The organism is Streptomyces sp. NPDC026301 (genome assembly GCF_055567935.1).
Genome location: NZ_JBVHPN010000007.1, coordinates 44,652 through 64,679, shown reverse-complemented (window position 1 = coordinate 64,679; position 20,028 = coordinate 44,652). Strand labels below are relative to the sequence as shown.

Annotated in this window: 15 protein-coding genes; 8 read left to right on the top strand and 7 right to left on the bottom strand. The window is 71.2% G+C overall.

All coding sequences use genetic code 11. The features are described 5' to 3' along the window. Positions 1-32 precede the first annotated feature (32 nt). The 4 genes from ACZ4MH_RS13755 to ACZ4MH_RS13740 all read right to left on the bottom strand — a co-directional run bounded on the left by ACZ4MH_RS13755 (position 33) and on the right by ACZ4MH_RS13740 (position 5,485). Entirely contained in the window at positions 33-2,084 is a 2,052-nt protein-coding gene (locus tag ACZ4MH_RS13755) for a pectinesterase family protein (protein ID WP_351590405.1), read from the bottom strand. A gap of 101 nt (positions 2,085-2,185) precedes the next feature. Then, positions 2,186-3,172: an alpha/beta fold hydrolase gene (locus tag ACZ4MH_RS13750; protein WP_351590402.1), complete on the bottom strand. Its 987-nt coding sequence runs from the start codon at positions 3,170-3,172 to the stop codon at positions 2,186-2,188. Positions 3,173-3,235: 63 nt separating this feature from the next. Next, positions 3,236-4,768, bottom strand: a complete 1,533-nt coding sequence (locus ACZ4MH_RS13745) for an amidase (RefSeq protein WP_351590400.1) — start codon at positions 4,766-4,768, stop codon at positions 3,236-3,238. Between the two features lie 114 nt (positions 4,769-4,882). Continuing rightward, a complete protein-coding gene (locus ACZ4MH_RS13740; RefSeq protein ID WP_351590398.1) occupies positions 4,883-5,485 on the bottom strand; it encodes a TetR/AcrR family transcriptional regulator in 603 nt (200 codons plus the stop codon). A gap of 122 nt (positions 5,486-5,607) precedes the next feature. Here ACZ4MH_RS13740 and ACZ4MH_RS13735 point away from each other — a divergent pair, with 122 nt between their 5' ends. The 7 genes from ACZ4MH_RS13735 to ACZ4MH_RS13705 are packed head-to-tail and all read left to right on the top strand — an operon-like array spanning position 5,608 to position 13,239. Continuing rightward, complete coding sequence (locus ACZ4MH_RS13735) at positions 5,608-7,332, top strand: CocE/NonD family hydrolase (RefSeq protein WP_351590395.1); 1,725 nt, start codon at positions 5,608-5,610, stop codon at positions 7,330-7,332. Between the two features lie 35 nt (positions 7,333-7,367). Beyond that, entirely contained in the window at positions 7,368-9,041 is a 1,674-nt protein-coding gene (locus ACZ4MH_RS13730) for an ABC transporter substrate-binding protein (protein ID WP_351590392.1), read from the top strand. Beyond that, positions 9,038-9,988, top strand: a complete 951-nt coding sequence (locus tag ACZ4MH_RS13725; protein ID WP_351590389.1) for an ABC transporter permease — start codon at positions 9,038-9,040, stop codon at positions 9,986-9,988. Before ACZ4MH_RS13730 ends, ACZ4MH_RS13725 begins: the two co-directional genes overlap by 4 nt. A gap of 37 nt (positions 9,989-10,025) precedes the next feature. After that, complete coding sequence (locus tag ACZ4MH_RS13720) at positions 10,026-10,907, top strand: ABC transporter permease (RefSeq protein WP_351590386.1); 882 nt, start codon at positions 10,026-10,028, stop codon at positions 10,905-10,907. Continuing rightward, entirely contained in the window at positions 10,904-11,932 is a 1,029-nt protein-coding gene (locus ACZ4MH_RS13715; protein ID WP_351590383.1) for an ABC transporter ATP-binding protein, read from the top strand. Before ACZ4MH_RS13720 ends, ACZ4MH_RS13715 begins: the two co-directional genes overlap by 4 nt. Beyond that, positions 11,925-12,728 carry an ABC transporter ATP-binding protein gene (locus tag ACZ4MH_RS13710; protein WP_351590380.1) on the top strand — a complete coding sequence of 268 codons (804 nt, stop codon included), beginning with the start codon at positions 11,925-11,927 and terminating at the stop codon, positions 12,726-12,728. The genes ACZ4MH_RS13715 and ACZ4MH_RS13710 overlap by 8 nt, the downstream gene beginning before the upstream one ends. A gap of 49 nt (positions 12,729-12,777) precedes the next feature. Beyond that, positions 12,778-13,239, top strand: a complete 462-nt coding sequence (locus ACZ4MH_RS13705) for a DUF3237 domain-containing protein (RefSeq protein ID WP_351590377.1) — start codon at positions 12,778-12,780, stop codon at positions 13,237-13,239. 18 nt (positions 13,240-13,257) lie between these two features. Here ACZ4MH_RS13705 and ACZ4MH_RS13700 read toward each other — a convergent pair whose 3' ends face one another. Then, a complete protein-coding gene (locus ACZ4MH_RS13700; protein WP_351590374.1) occupies positions 13,258-13,737 on the bottom strand; it encodes a hypothetical protein in 480 nt (159 codons plus the stop codon). A gap of 185 nt (positions 13,738-13,922) precedes the next feature. On the opposite strand from ACZ4MH_RS13700, the gene ACZ4MH_RS13695 reads away from it, so the two are divergent. Then, positions 13,923-15,203, top strand: coding sequence for a ricin-type beta-trefoil lectin domain protein (locus ACZ4MH_RS13695; RefSeq protein WP_467754522.1), 1,281 nt, complete (start codon positions 13,923-13,925; stop codon positions 15,201-15,203). A 25-nt stretch (positions 15,204-15,228) separates the two neighbouring features. Here the strand turns inward: ACZ4MH_RS13695 and ACZ4MH_RS13690 are convergent, their stop codons facing one another. Beyond that, a complete protein-coding gene (locus ACZ4MH_RS13690; RefSeq protein ID WP_467754505.1) occupies positions 15,229-17,280 on the bottom strand; it encodes an MFS transporter in 2,052 nt (683 codons plus the stop codon). 230 nt (positions 17,281-17,510) lie between these two features. Further along, on the bottom strand, positions 17,511-20,027 hold the full coding sequence (locus ACZ4MH_RS13685; RefSeq protein WP_351590365.1) for a glycoside hydrolase family 3 protein: 2,517 nt from the start codon (positions 20,025-20,027) through the stop codon (positions 17,511-17,513). Position 20,028: the final 1 nt, after the last annotated feature.

Genomic DNA, 20,028 nt, shown 5'->3' with positions numbered 1-20,028 from the left:
CCGCCGCGGCTCATCCCCCTGCCCGAGCGGTGTTACGACGCGGACGGCGTCCAGTCGCCGAGCCAGTCGGCGATCTCGTGGTCGGCCGCCTGCTGGTCCGTCAGCTGCGGCCGGTCAGCGCCGGCCGGGCCCGCGCCCGGTCCGGTGTTAGCGTATTCGGCGAAACGGTCGTCCTTCCAGGAGAAGCCGCCCATGTCCGTCCAGGGAGCGGTCTTCACGGCGGCGCTCAGCTGCGTGTTCCGGACGACGGTCTGCGGGTCGAGCGTGGCGTCGCCGCCCGCGTGCCAGGGCCGTCCGAGGTGGAAACTGCGCTCGCCGACAGCACCGTCGACAGTCGAGTTCGTGATGAGGAAGCCCTTGCTGCCGCCGGCCGTGGACGGCGCGGTGACGTACCCCGCCGAGGTGCCGTCCCACCGCTTCTTCAGGGTCAACACCGACTTGTTGAAAACGGCGGTGGCCCGGCCGAAGACGAAGTCGACGTTGCCGGCGATGTGGGACCGGTCGACGTAGACGCGGCCCCGCTTGTCCTTGGCGGCCGTGTCGAGGAGGAGGGTGTCCTGATCGCCGTCGACGACGAGGTTCTGGAGCACCACCTTGTCGGCGGCGGTGCGCAGGGCGACGGCCTGGTGGCCCTCCTGGCCTTGGTGGGCGGCCTCGTCGAAGTCGTTGGTGACGGTGAGGTTGCGGGCCTGGAAGTCGTCCGCCTCCACGGCGAGCGTGGCGCTGCCGGAGGTCCCGTACGTGCCGCCGCCCGGCTTCGGCGTCCCCGCGGAACGGCCTTCGACGAGCTGCGCGTCCGCCGCGTGCTTGCCGGTGCCCTGAAGTGTGATGTGCGGCTTGTCGGCCGGTATCTTCACCGCCTCGCGATACGTGCCGGGCTCGACGGCGATGACGATCCGCGAGGTGTTGCCGGACGGCACCGCGTCCACGGCGGCCTGGACGGTGGAGTACTGCCCACTGCCGTCCCTGGCGACGGTGAGGGTGGTGGCAGCGGCGGCCGCCGCGGTGGTCAGCGAGGCGCGCGGCCCGGAGCCCGCCTTGACGAGGGCGGGCACGTCGGCGGCGGCGTCGAGCGAGTACGGGTAGTACTTCTTCGGGTCGAACGCCGAACCCCCGCTCTCGTTACGGCCCTTGACGTCCTTGAAGAGGTTGCCCCGCTGGACGAGCGATGCGGTGTCGTCCTTGATGACGGGGTTGTTGACCCCTTCGAAGTAGCTGTTCTCCAGGAGCATGCTGGTCCTGCCGCGGGCGTAGTTCCCGTACGAGGACGTGATGTCGGTGCCCGGCTCGTCCTGGAGGTAGTTGTTGTAGAGGTGGGCGTGCGCGACGTTGTCCGTCGACGGGTTGCGCTGCTCGGTCTCGCGGAACCAGTTGTGGTGGACGGTGATGTCGGCCGTGACGTTCTCGGTCCAGCCGATGCCGAACGTCTTGTTGTGGTTCTCCAGCCGGTTCCAGGACACCGTCAGGTAGGTGGTGTCCTTGCGGCTGTCGATCAGTCCGTCGGCCATGTGCCGCAGGTCGTTGTGGTCGAGCCACACGTGGTGCGCGCCGTCCATCTGTACCGCGTCCCAGTCGTGGTCCTTGTCGTTCCAGGTCCCGGCGTAGGAGTCGCGGATCGTGAGATTGCGGATGATCACGTTGTGGACGCCCTGGCCGAGGAAGAAGCCGCCGCCGACGATCTCGCCGGACGTCCCGGCCCCCACGATCGTCTTGTCCGACGCGACCTTGATCTCCTTCCCCTTGGGGTCCATGGCGATCGCCCCGTCGACCACGATGACGTACGGATCCGGCGCGGTCGCGTACTTCTCCAGCTCGGCGAGCGACCGTACGGTGACGGTCTGCCCGCCCCGCCCGCCGTAGGTTCCGTCCTGGCCGAGCGCGTCGACGGAGGCGAACCCGTCCGCCGCCGCCTCGGCCCATGCGGGCGCCGCAGCGGCGGACGCGTGATCGGCACCGGCCGCGCCGAACACCCCGAAAGCACCGCCGTAGGCGAGCCCCGCAGCGACGACGACGGCCAGCGGCACGCCCACCCGAATGCCCGCTCTGCGCCGCCCGTGCCGCGCGGGGTTGCGATGTGACGACATGTCCCGTCTCCCGTCCGAAGTTGATGAATACCTTCGTGCGGTGGTCGCCGGTCACGCCGAGAAGGTTGCCGACCCGGCCCTCGCCATTCACCTCACGGAAGTCACCGCAGGTGGCTGAGGAAGTCGAGCAGTGCCGCGTTGACCTCTTCGGGGCGTTCCTGCTGGGTCCAGTGGCCGCAGCCGGGGAGCGTCACGCTGCGGTGGAGCTTCGGTGCGATGGTGTCGAGGGAGTCGATGACCCGGTCGATGCCGTGCAGCGAGGTGACCATGTCGCGGTCGCCGACGACGTACAGCGCCGGGACGTCGATGCCGCGGCCGCGGAAGACGGCCAGGAGTTCGTTGTTGCGCTCGATGTTGCGGTACCAGTTGAGGGGGCCGGTGAAGGCCCGGTCCCCGTGGCGGGCGTAGTCGTCGGCGAAGGCGTCGATGTCCTCCGGGGTGAGCCAGGCGGGCAGCTCCGGGTCCGGTCCGGTGCCGAGCAGCGGGGCGCCTTCCGGGACGATCCAGGGACGCGGCCGGGCGGTGGCCGGATTGTCACCCGAACCGTTGAACAGCGTGCGGCGGAAGGTCGAGGTGATGTCCCGCGCCAACTCGGCGTCGGCGACGCCCGGTTCCTGGAAGTAGACCTGGTAGTAGCGGTCACCGTACTGCCGGCGGGTGACCGACGGCGGGGCCATGCCGCCGGGCAGCACCGGCGGGACGCTGAGCCCGGCGACGGCCCGCACGACGTCCGGGCGGAGCATGGCCGTCGTCCAGGCGACCGGTGCGCCCCAGTCATGGCCGACGACCACGGCCTGCTCCTCGCCCAGCGCGTGGATCAGGGCGATCACATCGCCGGTGAGGTGCAGCAGGCTGTACGCGTCGGCGTCGGCGGGCTGCTCACTGCGGGCGTAGCCGCGCTGGTCGGGTGCGACCACCCGGTATCCGGCCGCGGCCAGCGGCGCGAACTGGTGCCGCCAGGAGTACCAGCTCTCCGGAAAACCGTGCAGCAGGACGACCAGCGGGCCCTGGCCCTGCTCGGCGATATGCAGTGTGACTCCGTTGACCTCGACGGAGCTGTGCTTGATGTCGGCGTACTCGGCAGCCATGGGTGGGGGTTCTCCTGACGTGCGTCCGGGCAGTGCGGTCCGGTTCGATCATGCCACCGAGCGCTACTGACCCGACGGCCGTCCCTCCCCGATGGCTCCGACAGCCCCGATGGCACCGATGGTGGGCGGTGAGTAGCGGGGAGTGCGGTCCTCGATGGCCTGTGCTGCGTCGAGGATGCGGTCCTCCGCGAAGCGGCCGCCGATGAGCTGGACGCTGACGGGCAGGCCCGCGCTGAGGGCCGACGGCACCGTGACGGCCGGGAAGCCCAGGACCGGGACGGCGGTCATCGGCCACATGGCGGCGATCAATTCGGCGGCGCGCTCGGGCCCCGCGATGTCGGCGTCCTGCTCGAAGGGAAGCTCGGCCGAGACCGGGGTGAGCAATATCCGGTCCGTACCCAGGAGTTCCTGGAGCTGCGTGACGAGGGAGGCGCGGCGGGCCCAGCCCTTGATGTACGTCTCCAGCGACGGGCGCTCGCCCCAGACCGCCGAGGCGGCGGCGACGGAGTACGTGAGCGAGGTACGGATGTCGTCGTCGCCGACCTCGTTCACCAGCGGCAGCATCGGGCGGAAATCCTCGTAGATCAGCAGCGACCAGATGCGCGCGGCCTCCGCGAGCAGGGGTGCGCCGTCGAGCTCCTCGACCTCGTACCCGGCATCGGTCAGCCGGGCGACGGCGTCGGTCACGGCCTGGTCGACGCCGGGGTGGTTCTTGACGGTGCCGATGCTGCGCACGACGCTGACCTTGGCCCGCACGCCCTCGGGAAGCCGGGCCGGCAGGGCGGGGATACCGTACGGATCGCGCAGGTCAGGGGTGGTCATGACATCGAGCGCGAGGCGGGCGTCGGCCATGGTGCGGGCCAACGGCCCCTCGACCGCGCACGCCTGGACAGTGGGCGGGAAGTCGATCCGGACCTTGCCGGCGGGGGTGTCGGCGTACGCGGGCGGCATCCAGCCGGAGACCCGGCCGACGGTGGGGCGGATGCCGACCACACCGCAGCAGGCCGCCGGGTAACGGATCGATCCCCCGATGTCGTTGCCCTGCGCCAGGGGCGTCATGCCCGCGGCGAGGCTGCTGGACGCGCCGCCGCTGGAGCCGCCAGGGGTGCGGGCGGCGTCCCAGGGGTTGAGCGTGCGGCCGTGCAGCTCGTTGGTGGAGAACCAACGGTAGGAGAAGGCGGGGGCGTTGCTGCGGCCGAGCGGGATGGCGCCGGCCTCCTTCAGAGCCGTGACGCACGCCGCGTCGCCGTCCGCCGGCGGACCGGCGAGGGCGGCCACGCCGTGGCTGGTGACATAGCCCCGCTGCGGTGTGTTGATCTTGATGGACACCGGAACGCCGTGCAGCGGGCCGAGTTCGCCGCCCTGGGCGACGGCCTGATCGGCGCGGCGCGCATCGGCCAGCGCCTCGTCGGGGCGGATGTCGACCAGCGCGCGCAGGTACGGGTTGGTCTCCTCGATCCGCGCCAGGCAGGACCGCACGACCTCGACGGACGAGATCTCGCGCCTGCGGATGGCGCCGGCCAGGTCGGTGGCGGTGCGCTGCCACAACTGACCAGCCCGAGCTGGGGAGTTGGCAGTCGCGTGCTGGATTTCCATGGTCGCCTCTCGCCTCCGGAGACACAACGCCGTCATACAACAGCGTTTTATTGGCGCCTCAGAGTCGACTCCGCCACCCCGCTTGTCAAGACCCGAGCGGCCGCGAGGGCGGCCTCACGCCTCCGCGGCATCCGCGGGCGCGGCCCCCAGTAGGAGATCGACCGCCGCCAGCACCGTCCGCGTCCCGCGCTCGGCCGACCACCCCTCGGGATCTTCCAGCGTGGACAGCCAGTAGCCGCGAAAGAGCAGGTGGAGGATGTCCGCGGCCAGCGCGGGGGCGGGCGTGCCGGCCTCGGCGACCACGCCCGCCAGCTCCTCGCGCTGGGTGCGCGCCACGGTCCGTACCTGCTCGACCTCGCGCCCGGCGCCGGGCCCGGGCCCGGCCGCGACGATCTCCATCAGCAGTCGGCGCATCACCTCGTCGTCGTCCGCGGTGGTGCACATCCAGCGCGAGAACTCCGCCAGCCGTTCGGATCCCCGCACCCCTTCGAGTACGCCCTCCACCTCGCGCGCCCATTCCTTCTCCGCGTGGCGCAACGCGTTGACCATGAGGTCGGACCGGCTCGGTACGTAGTTGGTGACCATCGCCGTCGAGCCGCCGAGCTGCTCGGCGACGGCGCGGATGGTCACGGCCCGCACGCCGCGCTCACGGGCCACGCGGATGGTGGCCTCGGCGATCTCGTCGAGCCGCTGGACCGTGTCTACCTCGATCGGCATGTCATCGACCTCTGAAGGAGTAGGGGCGGAAGGAGTGTTGACGGGGTGGCGAACTGCTGCAATGTTGTCATACAACGACGTTACACAACGCCGTTGTATCTCATTCGGTGGGAGATGCCCCCATGCCCTTCACCTTCGAGCGGATCGGTGCCGCACCGGTCGCCGAGGACGCCCGGCAGCACATGGCCCGTATGCGCGACGGCGTGCGACTGGCCACCGACGTCTACCTCCCCTCGGGCCGGGCGGGTAGCGACGCCGCCACCTTCCCGGCCGTACTCGTCCGCCTGCCCTACGACAAGAACAGCCGGTACGTGTACCTGGACCGGGCGGCCCGCCTGTTCACCGCGCGGGGCTACGCCGTGGTGGTACAGGACGTACGGGGCAAGTTCCGCTCCGGCGGCAGCACCGTCCCCTTCCTCCGGGAGCCGCAGGACGGTTACGACGCCATCGACTGGATCGTCCACCAGCCCTGGTCGGACGGGAGCGTGGGCATGTTCGGCGACTCCTACTACGGCTTCACGCAGTGGGCGGCCGTCGCCTCCCAGCACCCGGCGCTGCGCGCGATCGTCCCGCGGGTCACCGCGGCGGACTTCAACACGATCTGGCAGCCCCCGCCCCCGGCCCTGCCCTCGCCGGTCTGGCTGGAGGGCGTCGAGTACTTCGCCCACCACTGGGTGGACCGGGACACGTACGAGTACCGGATCGACCGCTCCCGACGGCCCGTCATCGAGCGGTACGAGGAGGCGTTCCGGGCCATCGGCGCCCGCTCCTTCTGGTTCGACCTGCTCGCTCCCCGGCACGCCGGCCTGTCGACCCAGCCGGGGCTGCACCCCTTCGACGCGCGGCCCGTACCGGTGCTGCACTGCGTCGGCTGGTTCGACAACATCGTCACCGCGCACCTGCGGGACTACCTGGAACTGGCCTCCCGGCCGGGCTGGGACGCCGTTCAGTATCTGTGGGCCGGGGCGGTCGACCACGAGAACTACCGCCTGTCGCAGGCCCCGGTCTCCGAGGAGGACGACCACAACGCCCGCGAGGACGCCCTCGCGCGGATGCTGCCGGACTACGTGAATCCGGCGATCGCGTTCTTCGACGTCTTCCTCAAGGGCGTCCGGCCGGTCGCCTCGCTGGCCAAGGTGGTCTGGGAGCTCGGCCACGCCGGCCGGCGGACCGCGACCGCCTGGCCGCCGCCCGGCAGTACCGTACGGACCTGCTGGCTCACCGACCCGGCCCGCGCGACCGGTCCGCTGCCGGGCGCTCCCCTGGCCGACGCGCCCGCCGAGGCCGAGCGGACGGCGCAGTGGGTCCACGACCCGGACGCACCGGTGCCCTCGCTGGTCGACGATTCGTTCGCGTACCTGCGCACCTATCCCGACCTGGCGCCCGTCGCGGCGCGCGATGACGTACTGGCCTTCTCCGGGCCGGTACTGGCCGAGCCGCTGGATCTGGCCGGGCCGATCACGCTGGACCTGCATGTCACCAGTACTGCCCCGGTGTTCGACGTGTTCGCCAAGGTCCTCGACCTCGATCCGGACGGCCGGGCCCAGCTGATCGCCCGGGGGCAGGTCTCGATCCGCACGGCCAAGACGTCCGGCGAGATCCGTACGGCTGACACATCACGCGAGTTCCGTATCGAGCTCGGGCACACCGGCTACCGGCTGCGCCCCGGGCACCGGCTCGCGCTGGTCCTGACCGGCAGCGACGACCCGCTGTTCCTGCCGGCCCCCGGTACCGGCGAGAACCCCTGGACCGCCGTCACGACGAAGCCCAGCACCCAGACCCTGCACACCGGCGGAGCCTTCCCGTCCCGCCTGACCGTCACGGTCGCACCTCAGGACGCCCCCTGAGCCGGCCCGCATCCGCCTCCCCGAGGAGCTCCCTCATGCAAGCTCCCAGAACCATCGCTTCGGTCGCCGGCGCCCTGTGCGTCCTGCTGACAGCGACCGCCTGTACGTCCGGTACGTCAGGCACGTCGGGCTCCGGCGCCGGTCCCGGGCCGCGTGCCCACAAGCTCACCCTGACCACACCCGCGGCCACCGGCGCCCTCGACAGCGTCACGTGGAATCTGCCCATGGGCGAGCCCACGACGTTGGATTCGGCGCGGGTCGCCGACTATTCGCCGAGTACCGTCAAGGCCAACCTCTGCGACTCCCTGCTGCGGCTGAAGCCCGATTACTCCACAGGCCCCGGCCTCGCCACCTCCTGGAGCCGGCCGGACGCCACCACGCTCGTCCTCAACCTCCGCAAGGGCGTCAGGTTCTGGAACGGCCACCCCATGACCTCGCATGACGTGGTCACCAGCCTGCTGCGCCAGAAAGACCCCGCGACGCGGAGTGTCAACGCCAGCCTGCTGACCCACGTAAGGACGATCGCCGCGACCGGTCCGCATCAGGTGACGGTGCGTTTCACGGCGCCCGACGAGATGTTCCTGAAGTCCCTCGCGACCAGCTTCGGCACGGTGAACGAGGCCGCGTATCTGAAGAAGGCGGGACGCTCCTACGGGAGCGCCAGGGGCGGCCTGATGTGCACCGGCCCGTTCGAGCTGACGGCGTGGAAGCCGGGCGAGTCCCTCACCGCGACCCGCAACGCGCACTACTGGGACGCCGCCCTGCGGCCCAAGGTCACCACACTCACCTTCAAGTTCATCACGGACAGTTCCACCCTGACCAGCGCCCTGCTCTCCGGTCAGGTCGACGGCAGTTACGAGATCGGCTCGTCCGGCGCCCGTGCCCTCAGCGCCTCCGACGTCGGCACCGTCCACTACGGCCCGTCGGCCCAGACGAACTTCATCTCCGCCATCGGCCCCGGCTCACCGCTCGCCGATCACAAGATCGTTCAGGCGCTGTCCCTCGTCCTCGACCGGGACGCCCTGATCAAGAACGTCTACGACGGCGCGGCGCAGCAGCTCAAGACCTTCATCCCGCCGCTGGTGTGGCAGCACGGCCCGGCCTCGGCCGTCTACGCCAAGGGGAACGACGCCCTGCCCGCCGTCCCCGCGGTCGATGTGGACCGGGCCAAGAAGCTGGTCGCCCAGGCACGTACGAAGCGGCGGACCCTCACCGTCGCCGTGCCGGCGGGCGACCAGCAGTCCCAGCAGACCCTCACCTTCCTGCAGGCGGGGGCCGAGCGGATCGGCATCGAGGTGGTCATCAAGCAGCTGCAGCCGACGCAGATGTCGGGGCTGTTCTTCGACGCCTCCCTGCGCAAGGGCCTGGACGCGACCATGGTGATGGGTTACGTCGAGATCCCCGACCCGGTCTCCTACGCGCAGCTCCTCACGGCGCCCAAGTCCCTCTTCAACTGGACCAACTACCGTAATTCCAAGGCGACTTCGCTGCTGGATCAGGCCCAGGCCACCATGCGGCCCGCCGAGTCGGCCGCCTTGTTCACCCGGGCCCAGGCGCTCTACAGCAAGGACCTCCCCGTGGTGCCCCTCGCCTCGCCCCACGAGCGGATGTTCCTGAACAAGCGGCTCAGCGGCGCTCCCGCGTCCTTCGCTTACCTCAACATGCCCTGGGCGGCCTACCTCGGCGGCACCGGCAAGGACGCCTCGTGATCGCCCGCTTCGTCGTCCGCCGCGCGGCCACACTGGCGGTGACCCTGTTGATCGCGAGCATCGCCATCTACGGCGCGCTGTTCCTCTCCCCCGGCGACCCCGCGACCCTGCTGGCCGGCGGCGGCAAGGAGCCCGGCCCCGGACTGCTCGCCGAGATCCACCGCCAGTACCACCTGGACGACCCGTTCCTGGAGAGCTACTGGCGCTGGCTGACCGGCATGGTGCACGGCGACGCCGGCCAGTCGCTCAGCTACCAGGACTCCGTCACCCACCTGCTGGCCGACCGGGTCGGCAACACCCTGTTCCTCATCGGCTACGCCGCCGTGCTCATCGTCGTCCTCGGCGTCACCCTGGGCACCGTCGCCGCCCTGCGCGGCAGGTGGGTCGACACGGCCGTGACGGTGGTCTCCACCACCCTCATGGCGGTCCCCGTCTTCGTCATGTCCGTGCTGCTGACCTGGGTACTGGCGGTGCGTCTCGGCTGGTTCCCGGCCTACGGAACCGGCGTCGGCCTCGCCGGCCGGCTGGAGCACCTCACCCTGCCCGCCCTGGCGCTCGCCGCCTCGTGGCTCGCGTACGTCGCGCAGGTGTCCCGCTCCGCGGTCCGCGCCGAACTGGCCTCCGAACACGTCCAGACAGCGCGCAGCCGCGGCATCGGGGAGCGCTTCCTCATCCGCAAGCACATCCTGCGGAACGCCTCCGCGCCGATCGCCTCGGTCTCCGGGGTGGCCGTCGCGGGCTTGATCGCCGGCTCCTCGATCGTGGAACAGGCATTCGGCCTCAATGGCGTCGGCGCGCTGCTGATCCAGAGCGCCGCGAAGCAGGACCTGGCCGTGGTGCAGGCCGTGGCGCTGCTGACGGTGGTGGCGTTCGCCCTGATCAACACCGTGGTGGACGTGCTCACCGCCGCCCTCGACCACCGCGTTCCGCTGGGAGGAAGCCAGTGAGGCTCGAAGAAAGACAGTTGAGGCCGGGAGGAAGCCAGTGAGTACTTATCAGTTGGCCGCCGAGGCCGACGGCCGGCTGTCGCTCGGCCGCGCCCGCGTCCGTGCCCTCGCCCGCGGTCGAGGGACACTGATCGCCGCCGGAACCGTCATCGCCCTCATCATCCTGGCCGCCGTGTTCGCGCCGCTCCTCGCGCCGTACGATCCCAACGCCGTGGACCCCATGGCCGTCTCGCAAGGCGGTTCGGCGGCGCACTGGCTCGGTACGGACAACACCGGGCGCGACATCCTGTCCCGGCTGCTGTACGGGGCGCGGCCCAGCCTGCTCGCGCCGGCCCTCGTCACCGTGCTCGCGGGCACGGTGGGCACCGCGCTCGCGGTGTCGGCGGCCTGGCTCGGCGGCTGGTACGACCGGGTCGTCGCCGGCTTCCTCGACCTCGTCTTCGGCTTCCCCGGCCTCGTACTGGCCGTGGTCGGCGCCGCGGTCTTCGGGGCCGGCCTGGACATCGCCGTGGCCACCCTCTCCCTCGCCTACCTGCCGTACATCGCCCGCGTCGTACGCGGTGCGGCGCTGCGCGAGCGCGCACTGCCGTACGTATCGGCGCTGACCATGCTCGGCATGTCCGGCCGGCGGAGCTGCCTGCGACATCTCCTGCCCAACCTGCTGCCCCTCGTCCTGGTGCAGGCGACCACCTCCTTCGGCTACACGATGCTCGACGTGGCGGCCTTCTCCTTCATCGGGCTCGGCACCCAGCCGCCCACCGCCGAATGGGGCCTGATGGTGGCGAACGGCGCCCCGGACATCGTCGCCGGACAGCCCGAGCAGTCCCTCTGCGCCGGCCTGGTCATCGTCGTCTTCGTCGTCGCCTGCAATCTGCTCGGCAGCGGCCTGTCCCGCCGGCTCTCGGGAGCGGACCGATGAACCCCACCACCGTGCCACCCCTGCTGCGGTTCGACGGCCTGCACATCACCCTCCCTGTCCAGGGCGGGCACCGCGCCGTCATCCACCGGGTGGACCTGACCGTCCCGGCCGGCGGCGCCGTGGGGCTGGTCGGCGAGTCCGGCTCCGGCAAGTCGCTCACCGCGCGCTCGGTGTTGCGCCTGCTGCCTCCGGGCGCGCGCCTCAGCGGCGAGGTCCGCTTCGAGGGCGCCTCGATCGCCGCCATGGATCCGGCCGCGCTGCGTACGCTGCGCAGCCGCGACGTGGCGATGATCTTCCAGGACCCCCGGGCGCACATCAATCCCCTGCGCACGATCGGCGACTTCCTCACCGAAGGTCTGATCACCACGCGCGGCGTGCGCCGCAGGGCGGCCGAGGCCCGAGGCACGGAGCTGCTGCGCGAGGTGGGGATCGCCGATGCGCCGCGGCGGCTGCGGCAGCGCCCGGCCGAGCTCTCCGGCGGGCTGCTGCAACGCGTGATGATCGCGGCGGCCCTGCTCGGCGAGCCCCGGCTGCTGCTCGCGGACGAGCCCACCACCGCGCTGGACGTCACCACGCAGGCCGAGGTGATGGCCGTCATCGACGAGGCCCGCGTGCGGCGGGGGCTCGCGCTGCTCTTCATCACCCACGACCTCGCCCTGGCCTCGGCCGTCTGCGACAGCATCGCGGTCATGTACGCCGGCTCGGTGGTCGAAGTGCTGCCGGCCGGACGGCTGTACGAGGGCTCCTGCCATCCGTACACCCGCGCCCTGCTGGCCTCCCGGCCCGACCTCGGAGCCGGTGCGCAGCCGCTGCGGGCGATCGGGGGCAGGCCCCTGTCGGCGTCCGAGGCCGGCCCCGGCTGCGCCTTCGCGCCCCGCTGCCCGGCCGTCCAGGACATCTGCGCTGCCGAGCGCCCGCCGCTGGAACCCACCGGCGACGGCCGCACCGCCTGCCACTTCCCTCATCTGCCGCACGCCCAGCCGGACGACACAAGCGACACGGACAGGAGCGCGTACCATGCCTGACACCGCCGTGCCGCCCGCCCTGGAGGCAGTAGGTCTCCGCAAGGCCTTCGGTGACTTCCTCGCCGTCGACGACGTCAGCCTGACTCTTCCCGCCGGTGCCGCACTGGCCGTGGTCGGCGAGTCGGGATCGGGCAAGACCACCACCGCCCGCATGATCGCCGGGCTCGACGTGCCGACCACCGGCACCCTCCGGTGGAACGGTCACGGCCTGCCCGGCCGCCGGGCCCGCGCCGCCGAGCGCCGGCGCTTCGCCCGCGATGTCCAGATGGTCTTCCAGGACCCGTACGCCTCACTGGACCGGCACCAGCGCGTCGACGACTGCATCGGCGAGGTACTGGCGCTCCACACCGACCTCACCGGACGTGCGCTCACCCGGCGTACGGCCGAGCTGCTCGACCAGGTCGGGCTCGGCCCGCGGCAGGCCCGCTCCCTGCCCCGCGCCCTGTCCGGCGGACAGCGGCAACGCGTCGCCATCGCCCGCGCCGTGGCCGTCCAGCCGCGCGTCCTGGTACTCGACGAGGCGGTCGCCGCGCTGGACGTCTCCGTACAGGCGCAGATCATCTCCCTGCTGGCGGAGCTCCGCGAACGGTCCGGCATCGCCTACCTCTTCATCACCCACGACCTCGGCCTCGTCCAGCACCTCTGCGACGAGATCGCGGTCATGCACCGCGGCCGGATCGTCGAACGGGGTCCCACGGTCTCCGTACTCGAACGGCCCCAGCACGCGTACACCCGCGAGCTGATCGACTCGGTACCCCGCCAGGGCTGGAAACCGAAGCGCCGCGCCACGGCCTGACTCTCCGCGACCGCACCCCAACGCCCCTCTACACCACCGGAGTTACGCAATGTCCTTCTCTCCCGCTCTGACTTACGCGTTCGAGATCCGCGCGCACCTCAACGCGTCCCTGCACATCGGCCACGGCGACGGCGAAGTCACCGAATTCACCCCGATCGTCGGCGGCACCGTGGACGGCCCCCTGCTGCGCGGCAAGGTCCTCGCGGGCGGCGGCGACTGGAGCAGCACCCGCGGCGAGATCTGCCAGCTCGACGCGCGCTATCTGATCCAGGCCGAGGACGGCGCCGTCATCGACATCGTGAACCGCGGTTACTACCACCCCGCCCCCGACAGCCCCGACCAGTACGACGACGGCCTCCAGGTCACACACTCCGGGCACTACTACCGCACCTCCCCCGTCTTCCGCACCGACGCACCGGAGCACCGCTGGCTCGCCGAGACGGTCTTCGTGGGCCTCGCCCGCCCCGAGGGGGAGGACACGGTGGCGATCCGCATGTACGCGCTCAAGTAACCGCGCCCGTAGCACGGGTCAGAAACGCACCGGTGCTTGCCGGAGGGCTCCCATCCCGCGCAGCTGACGCGCCTTCATGCAGCTCTCCAGGTGGTCGATGAGGTCATCGGCCGGCCCCAGGCCGGTGCTGCGGTCGGTGACCAGGGTGTGGCCGTCGTGCACCAGTCGGTACTCGAAGCGGTCAGCGGAGCCCTCGGAGACGCTGCGGGAGGGAAGGGCAGCGAAGTCGACGGCGCCAAGCAGGGAGCCGAGCTTCTCGCGCTCGGCTCCCGTCAGGTCACGGCCCGGATGGCTGCCCTTCCAGTCGGTGAGCAGCACCGACCCGTCGGGCCGTACCTCGATGCCACGCCGGACCCCCGCGATCCCACCGCTGACGCTGAGACTCACCTCTTTGGACGCATCCCCGAAGTCGTTCCCGGACGCGACGGACTCCCCGCAGCCGACCAACAGCAGCACACCCGTGAGAAGGGCGAGGAACCGTCCGATGCGCTGTGCCATGCTTCCGCTCCCCTGGCTCGCCGTGCCGCCACTTTACTGAGGAGACCGGCTTTTCTGGTGGGACCAGCGCCGCGAGTCCTTCCCCGAGAGCGCTCTCACCCAAGTATTGACAGGGACGCGTCAGCACCGCTTCACTTCCTGAAGGCAGGTCCGGACCAATCGAGGCGGGTCACATGTCCCTTCGCATGTCCTTCAACGTGTCCCCAGGGAAGCGCCGGCGCCCTCTCCGCGGCATCTCCCTGGCCACCGCGGCACTCACCGCCGCACTGAGCTGGGCCCCCGGTTCCGCCGCCGCGGCGCCCCCACCGGACGCACCCAACGCGTCGATACTCGCCGCCACCTTCGAGGACACCTTCGACGGCCCCGCCGGGTCGGCGGTCGACGGCGGCAAGTGGCAGACCGAGGCCGGCGACAACGTCAACAACCACGAGCGGCAGTACTACACGGCGGGCAACGCCAACGCCGCGCTGAACGGCCAGGGCCAGCTGGTCATCACCGCACGCCGCGAAAACCCCGCCAACTACCAGTGCTGGTACGGGCGTTGCGAGTACACCTCGGCCCGGCTGAACACCTCGGGCCGCTTCACCTCCACCTACGGCCACGTCGAGGCCCGGATGAAGGTGCCGCGCGGCCAGGGCATGTGGCCGGCGTTCTGGATGCTCGGCAACGACATCGGCCAGGTCGGCTGGCCGAACAGCGGCGAGATCGACGTCATGGAGAACGTCGGCTTCGAGCCGGGTACGGTGCACGGCACGCTCCACGGCCCCGGTTACTCGGGCAGCGGCGGCATCGGCGCGCCGTACTCCCTCCCGAACGGGCAGGTCTTCGCCGACGCCTTCCACACCTTCGCCATCGACTGGGCGCCGGACTCGATCACCTGGTCCGTGGACGGCACCGTCTACCAGCGCCGCACGCCCGCCGATCTCGGCGGCAAGACCTGGGTGTTCAACAAGCCCTTCTTCCTCATCCTCAACCTGGCCGTCGGCGGCTACTGGCCCGGCGACCCCGACGGCTCGACCGCCTTCCCGCAGCAGCTCGTCGTCGACCACGTCCGCGTCACCACCTCGGACACGGCCGGCAGCGCCGGTACTCTCCGCGGGCCGGGCGGCAAGTGTCTGGACGTGGCCGGCGCCAACACCGCCAACGGCACGCCCGTGCAGCTCGCGAACTGCAACGGGAACGCGGCACAACGCTGGACGGTGGGCACCGACGGCACCATCCGGGCGCTCGGCAAGTGCCTCGACGCCGCCTCGGCGGGCACGGCGAACGGCACGCGCGTACAACTGTGGGACTGCAACGGCACGGGTGCGCAGCGCTGGTCGTACAACGCTGCCACCCACGACGTGGTCAACCTGCCCGCCGACAAATGCCTCGACGTCGTCGGCGGCAACCCGGCGGACGGCACGCCGACACAACTCTGGACCTGCACGGGCAGCGCCAACCAGAAGTGGTCACTGGCGCCGTGAGGCAGCGCCGGCGGTCTTCATCGGTTCACTCGTGGCCGAGGTCCACATCGTGGCTGATCACTCCGTGTCCATTCACGGTCAGCGGGTCGGCGGCCGGTGGGTATCCGCCGGCTATCAGCGTGTACTCGCCGGGGGTCAGGCCGTTGAAGGCGTAGTGGCCGTCGCTGCCGGTGGTCGCGGTGCCCGCGACATCGCCTGCCGCGTCGACCAGCGTGACCCGCGCGCCGGCCAGCGGGCCGTGGTCGGCGCCGGCCCTGACCGCTCCCCGGACGTGCGTACCGGCGGCCGGGCCGGCGGCGCCGGAGAGCTGGACGTCATGGCCGAGCGGCCCGTCACCGACGAGCACGGTGGACGCCTGCGGCCGGCGCCCGTCGGCAGTGGCGATCAGCACATAGCTGCCGGCGACGGGTACGGCCAAGTCGTACCCACCGTCCGGCCCCACCGGCATACGCCCCAACTGCCGCCCCTGCGGGGAAATCAGGGTGACGGTCGCGCTACCGACCGCTCCCCCTTCGGCATCCCGCACAAAGCCATGAACCCTGCTCCCTCCAGTACCGATGTGGCCCTCCGTGCCCGCGGCCTCCTGCAAGGAGTTGGCCGTCTTCAGCGGCACCTCCCTGATGCAGAGCGCCAGCAAAAATGCCATGCAGGCGAACGGAGCGGCGTACAGGAAGACATCGGCGATGCCGTGCCCGTAACTGCTCTCGACGACCCCGCGCACGGTGGGCGGCAGTGTCTTCAGGTCGGGGATGTCGCCCCCGCCCGCGTGCGGCATCGGTATGCCGAGCGAGGCGAAGCCGTCCTTCATGTACTGGCCGATCCGCGTGGAGAGCGCGGCGCCCAGGGCGGAGACGCCGATGGCGCCGCCGAGGGTGCGGAAGAACGTGACGAGTGAGCTGGCCGCGCCCAGGTCCTTGGGGGCGACCTGGTTCTGCACCGCGAGCACCAGGTTCTGTTGCATCAGGCCGATGCCGATGCCGAGTACGGTCATGTAGACGACGACCTGCCAGTACGGGGTGTCGTACCGCATCAGGCTCAGCGTGGCCGCGCCGCCGGTCAGGAAGAGCCCGCCGCCGACGAGGAATATCTTCCAGCGTCCGGTGCGGGTGATGATCCGGCCCGAGCCCATCGAGGCGACCAGCAGTCCCGCCACCATCGGGATGGTCGAGACGCCCGACATGGTCGGCGTCTTGCCGCGGGAGAGCTGGAAGTACTGGCTGAGGAAGACGGTGCCGGCGAACATGGCGACACCGACGAAGACGCTGGCGAGGGAGGTGAGTGTGATGGTCGCGTTGCGGAACAGGCGCAGCGGGATGATCGGTTCGCTCGCGCGGGTCTCGACGAACAGGAAGATCAGGCCCAGTAGCACCGCTCCGGGCACCATCACACAGCTCTGCCAGGACAGCCAGTCGTACGCGTCGCCGGCCAGCGTGACCCACACCATCAGCAGGCAGACCGCGGCGGTGACGAAGAAGGCGCCCAGCCAGTCGGCCTTCACCTGGCGCTTGACCACCGGCAGGTGAATGGTCTTCTGCAGCACGACCATCGCGATCACGGCGAAGGGCACGACCGCGTAGAAGCACCAGCGCCAGCCGAGCCAGCTGGTGTCGGTGATGACACCGCCGATCAGCGGGCCGGACACGGTACCGACGGCGTACGTCGCACCGAGGTAGCCGCTGTACCGGCCCCGCTCGCGCGGCGACACCATGGCCGCCATGATCACCTGCGAGAGCGCGGACAGCCCGCCCGCGCCGATGCCCTGCACCACGCGGCAGGCGATCAGCATCCCGGCGTTCTGCGAGAAGCCCGCGACGATCGAAGCGACGATGTAGAGCAACAGCGCGAACTGGACCAGGAGCTTCTTGCTCACCAGGTCCGACATCTTGCCCCACAACGGGGTGGTCGCCGTCACCGAGAGCAGGGCCGCCGTGACGACCCAGGTGTACGCGCTCTGCCCGCCGCCGACGTCGGCGAGGATGGTCGGCAGCGCCGAGGAGACGATGGTGGAGGACAGCACCGCAACGAACATCCCGAGCATGAGCCCGGAAAGCGCCTCCATGATCTGCCGATGAGACATGGCCGCGGCGTGCGCACCGTGTCCCCCGTGCCGGGCCCCGCCGGACTGCACACCCTCGGACGCTGTCGATGCAGTTGATGCCGTTGTCGTCCTCATGACCTTCCTCTTGCCGCCCCCTCCGGCCCTAGTTGGCCAACGCAACCATAATTAATTTGGTTGCTGCATTCAACTGAGCGTCGGAGGGTAGCGGCCTCGGAGGTCAGGACGGCTGACCGGCTCTTGGCTACTGACTACCGGCTGCCCCCAGCCGGCACCTCGGTCCTCAGTCGTACGTCGGTCAGGGAGCGGCCGGTTTCGGCGGTGTATATGCCGGGGAGCAGCCGCCAGTCCTGTGCCTGCTCGTCCCAGATCTCGGCGGCGCGGCGGGGGACGGGGATGCGGACTTCGGCCGTCTCGCCGGGGGCCGCGGAGACGGAGGCGAAGCCGGCGAGGCGGCGAGCCGGGCGGTCGACGGTGTCGGTGTCAGCGTCGGTGTCGGTGTCGGTGTCGGTGTCGGTGTCGGTGTCGGTGTCCGGGGTGGCGAGGTAGACCTGGATCACCTCGCGGCCGGGGCGCTCACCGGTGTTGCGCACGCGTACGGTGAGGGTGCCCAGTCGGTCCCCGTCAGCGGCGGGGGCGTAGGTGGCCGTCTCGTACTCCCAGTCGGTGTAGCCGAGGCCGTGTCCGAAGCAGTACGCGGGCTCGGCGGCTGCTTGCTGCCAGGCGCGGTAGCCGATGAAGACGCCCTCGGAGTAGGGGAGTTCGCCATCCTTTGGGGTGACGCGGGTGACGGGGGCATCGGCCAGTCGGGCGGGCCAGGTGGTGGGCAGCCGGCCGCCCGGCTCCTCGGCGCCGAGGAGGACGTCCGCGAGGGCCGCGCCGGCCTCCTGGCCGGGGAACCAGCTGAGCAACACCGCGGCCACGTCGTTCCGCCACGGCAGCTCCACCGGGGAGCCGGAGTTGACGATCACGACGGTTCGGGGGTTGGCGGCGGCGACCCGCCGGACCAATTCGTCCTGGTGGCCGGGGAGCCGGAGGTCCGTACGGTCGAAGCCCTCGCTCTCCACACGCTCGGTGGTGGCGACCACGACGACCGCGGTGCCGGCCGTGCGCGCGGCGGCCACGGCCTCCTCGATGAGCTCCTCGGCGTCGCGCCGGGGCTCGCGGTGGACGAGGGCGAAGCCGACGGCCTGGATCGGCGCGTCCGGGAGGTCGGGCACGGTGTGCAGAAGGCCGACCTCGACCGGCTGCCCCGCGGTGAGTTCCACCTGGCCGCGTTCCACGGGCGCGCCGAAGAACGCCTCGAACGGGTCGTCGTGGTCGGGGGTCTGGACGTCCTCGTGGAGCACGCGGTCGCCGACGGTGAGCCGGAAGCCGCCGATGCCCTTGGTGCCGAAGCAGTGCGCGCCGCTCTCGCGCGGGGTGAAGGTGCCGGCGATCTCGACGGTGTGCAGCTCTTCGTGGGTGACGCCCGCGGGCAGGTCGTCGCCGTGCCACTGGACCGCGCCGCTGGGCAGCGAGGTCTCCCCCAGTACCCGCCCGTGCCGGTCCCGGCAGACCGCCCGCAGCGTGAACCCCTGTCCTGCAGCGGCGAGTTCATCGCTCGGGTCGGCGCCGACGCAGTAGGTGAGGTCGCCTTCGGGGAGGGCGGCGCGCAGGCCGTCCAGCGGGGAGACGATGTGGTCGGGGAAGACCTGCGCGGAGCCGCCGCCGAGGACGCGGGCGTCGCGGGCCGCGGCGCCGATGAGGGCGACGGTGCCGGCCTGCGCGGGCCCGCCGAGGGGCAGGGTGCGGTTCTCGTTGCGTACGAGGACGAAGGCGCGGCGGGCGATCTCGCGGGCCAGTGCCGCGCCGTCGACCTGGGCCGGGAGGTCGGCGGGGGCGACGGCGGGCGGCGCGCCGTCGAGGATGCCGACGCGGGCGGCGAGCCGCAGGACGTTGCGTACCGCGTCGTCGACGAGGGACTCGGCCACCTCGCCCGCGCGGACGGCGGCGGCGAGCGCGCTGCCGTACACGGTCTTCGGCCCTGGCATGGCCACGTCGAGGCCGCCTTCGATGGCGCCCTTGGTGGACCTGGCGGCCATCCAGTCGGAGACGATGAAGCCGTCGAAGCCCCACTCGCCGCGCAGCACCTCGTTCTGGAGGTAGCGGTGTTCGGTCATGGTGGGGCCGTTGACGGAGTTGTAGGCGGCCATGATGCCCCAGGGGTGGGCGTTCTTGACGATCGTCTCGAACGGCGCGAGGTACAGCTCGCGCAGCGGCCGCGGGGCGACGGTGTTGTTGACGGTGAAGCGCTCGGTCTCGGCGTCGTTGGCGACGAAGTGCTTCACGGTGGTGCCGACGCCGCCCTCCTGTACGCCGGTGACGTATCCGGTGCCGATCGCGCCGGTGAGGTGCGGGTCCTCCGAGTAGCACTCGAAGTGGCGGCCGCCGAGCGGGGAGCGGTGCAGGTTGACGGTCGGGGCGAGGAGGACGTGCACGCCCTTGCGGCGGGCCTCCTGGGCGAGCAGGTGCCCGGCGCGGCGGGCGAGGGCCGGGTCCCAGGTCGCGGCGAGCGCGGTGGGGCTGGGCAGGGCGACGGAGGGGTCGTCGGCGGTCCAGCGCACGCCGCGCACGCCGACCGGGCCGTCGGACATGACCAGGGACCGCAGCCCGATCTCCGGGAGCGCGGGCAGCGCCCACATGCTGCGGCCGGCCAGCAGCCGGGTCTTGGCGTCGAGGTCCAGCTTGCCGAGCGCGTCCTCGATGGTCGTGTCGTACGGGGTCATG

Coding starts and splice junctions, on each gene's coding strand:
- ACZ4MH_RS13715 (WP_351590383.1), top strand. CDS start 10,904: ATGAACCCCACCACCGTGCCACCCCTGCTGCGGTTCGACGGCCTGCAC.
- ACZ4MH_RS13685 (WP_351590365.1), bottom strand. CDS start 20,027: ATGACCCCGTACGACACGACCATCGAGGACGCGCTCGGCAAGCTGGAC.
- ACZ4MH_RS13735 (WP_351590395.1), top strand. CDS start 5,608: ATGCCCTTCACCTTCGAGCGGATCGGTGCCGCACCGGTCGCCGAGGAC.
- ACZ4MH_RS13740 (WP_351590398.1), bottom strand. CDS start 5,485: ATGCCGATCGAGGTAGACACGGTCCAGCGGCTCGACGAGATCGCCGAG.
- ACZ4MH_RS13705 (WP_351590377.1), top strand. CDS start 12,778: ATGTCCTTCTCTCCCGCTCTGACTTACGCGTTCGAGATCCGCGCGCAC.
- ACZ4MH_RS13695 (WP_467754522.1), top strand. CDS start 13,923: ATGTCCTTCAACGTGTCCCCAGGGAAGCGCCGGCGCCCTCTCCGCGGC.
- ACZ4MH_RS13700 (WP_351590374.1), bottom strand. CDS start 13,737: ATGGCACAGCGCATCGGACGGTTCCTCGCCCTTCTCACGGGTGTGCTG.
- ACZ4MH_RS13750 (WP_351590402.1), bottom strand. CDS start 3,172: ATGGCTGCCGAGTACGCCGACATCAAGCACAGCTCCGTCGAGGTCAAC.
- ACZ4MH_RS13755 (WP_351590405.1), bottom strand. CDS start 2,084: ATGTCGTCACATCGCAACCCCGCGCGGCACGGGCGGCGCAGAGCGGGC.
- ACZ4MH_RS13690 (WP_467754505.1), bottom strand. CDS start 17,280: ATGTCTCATCGGCAGATCATGGAGGCGCTTTCCGGGCTCATGCTCGGG.
- ACZ4MH_RS13730 (WP_351590392.1), top strand. CDS start 7,368: ATGCAAGCTCCCAGAACCATCGCTTCGGTCGCCGGCGCCCTGTGCGTC.
- ACZ4MH_RS13710 (WP_351590380.1), top strand. CDS start 11,925: ATGCCTGACACCGCCGTGCCGCCCGCCCTGGAGGCAGTAGGTCTCCGC.
- ACZ4MH_RS13745 (WP_351590400.1), bottom strand. CDS start 4,768: ATGGAAATCCAGCACGCGACTGCCAACTCCCCAGCTCGGGCTGGTCAG.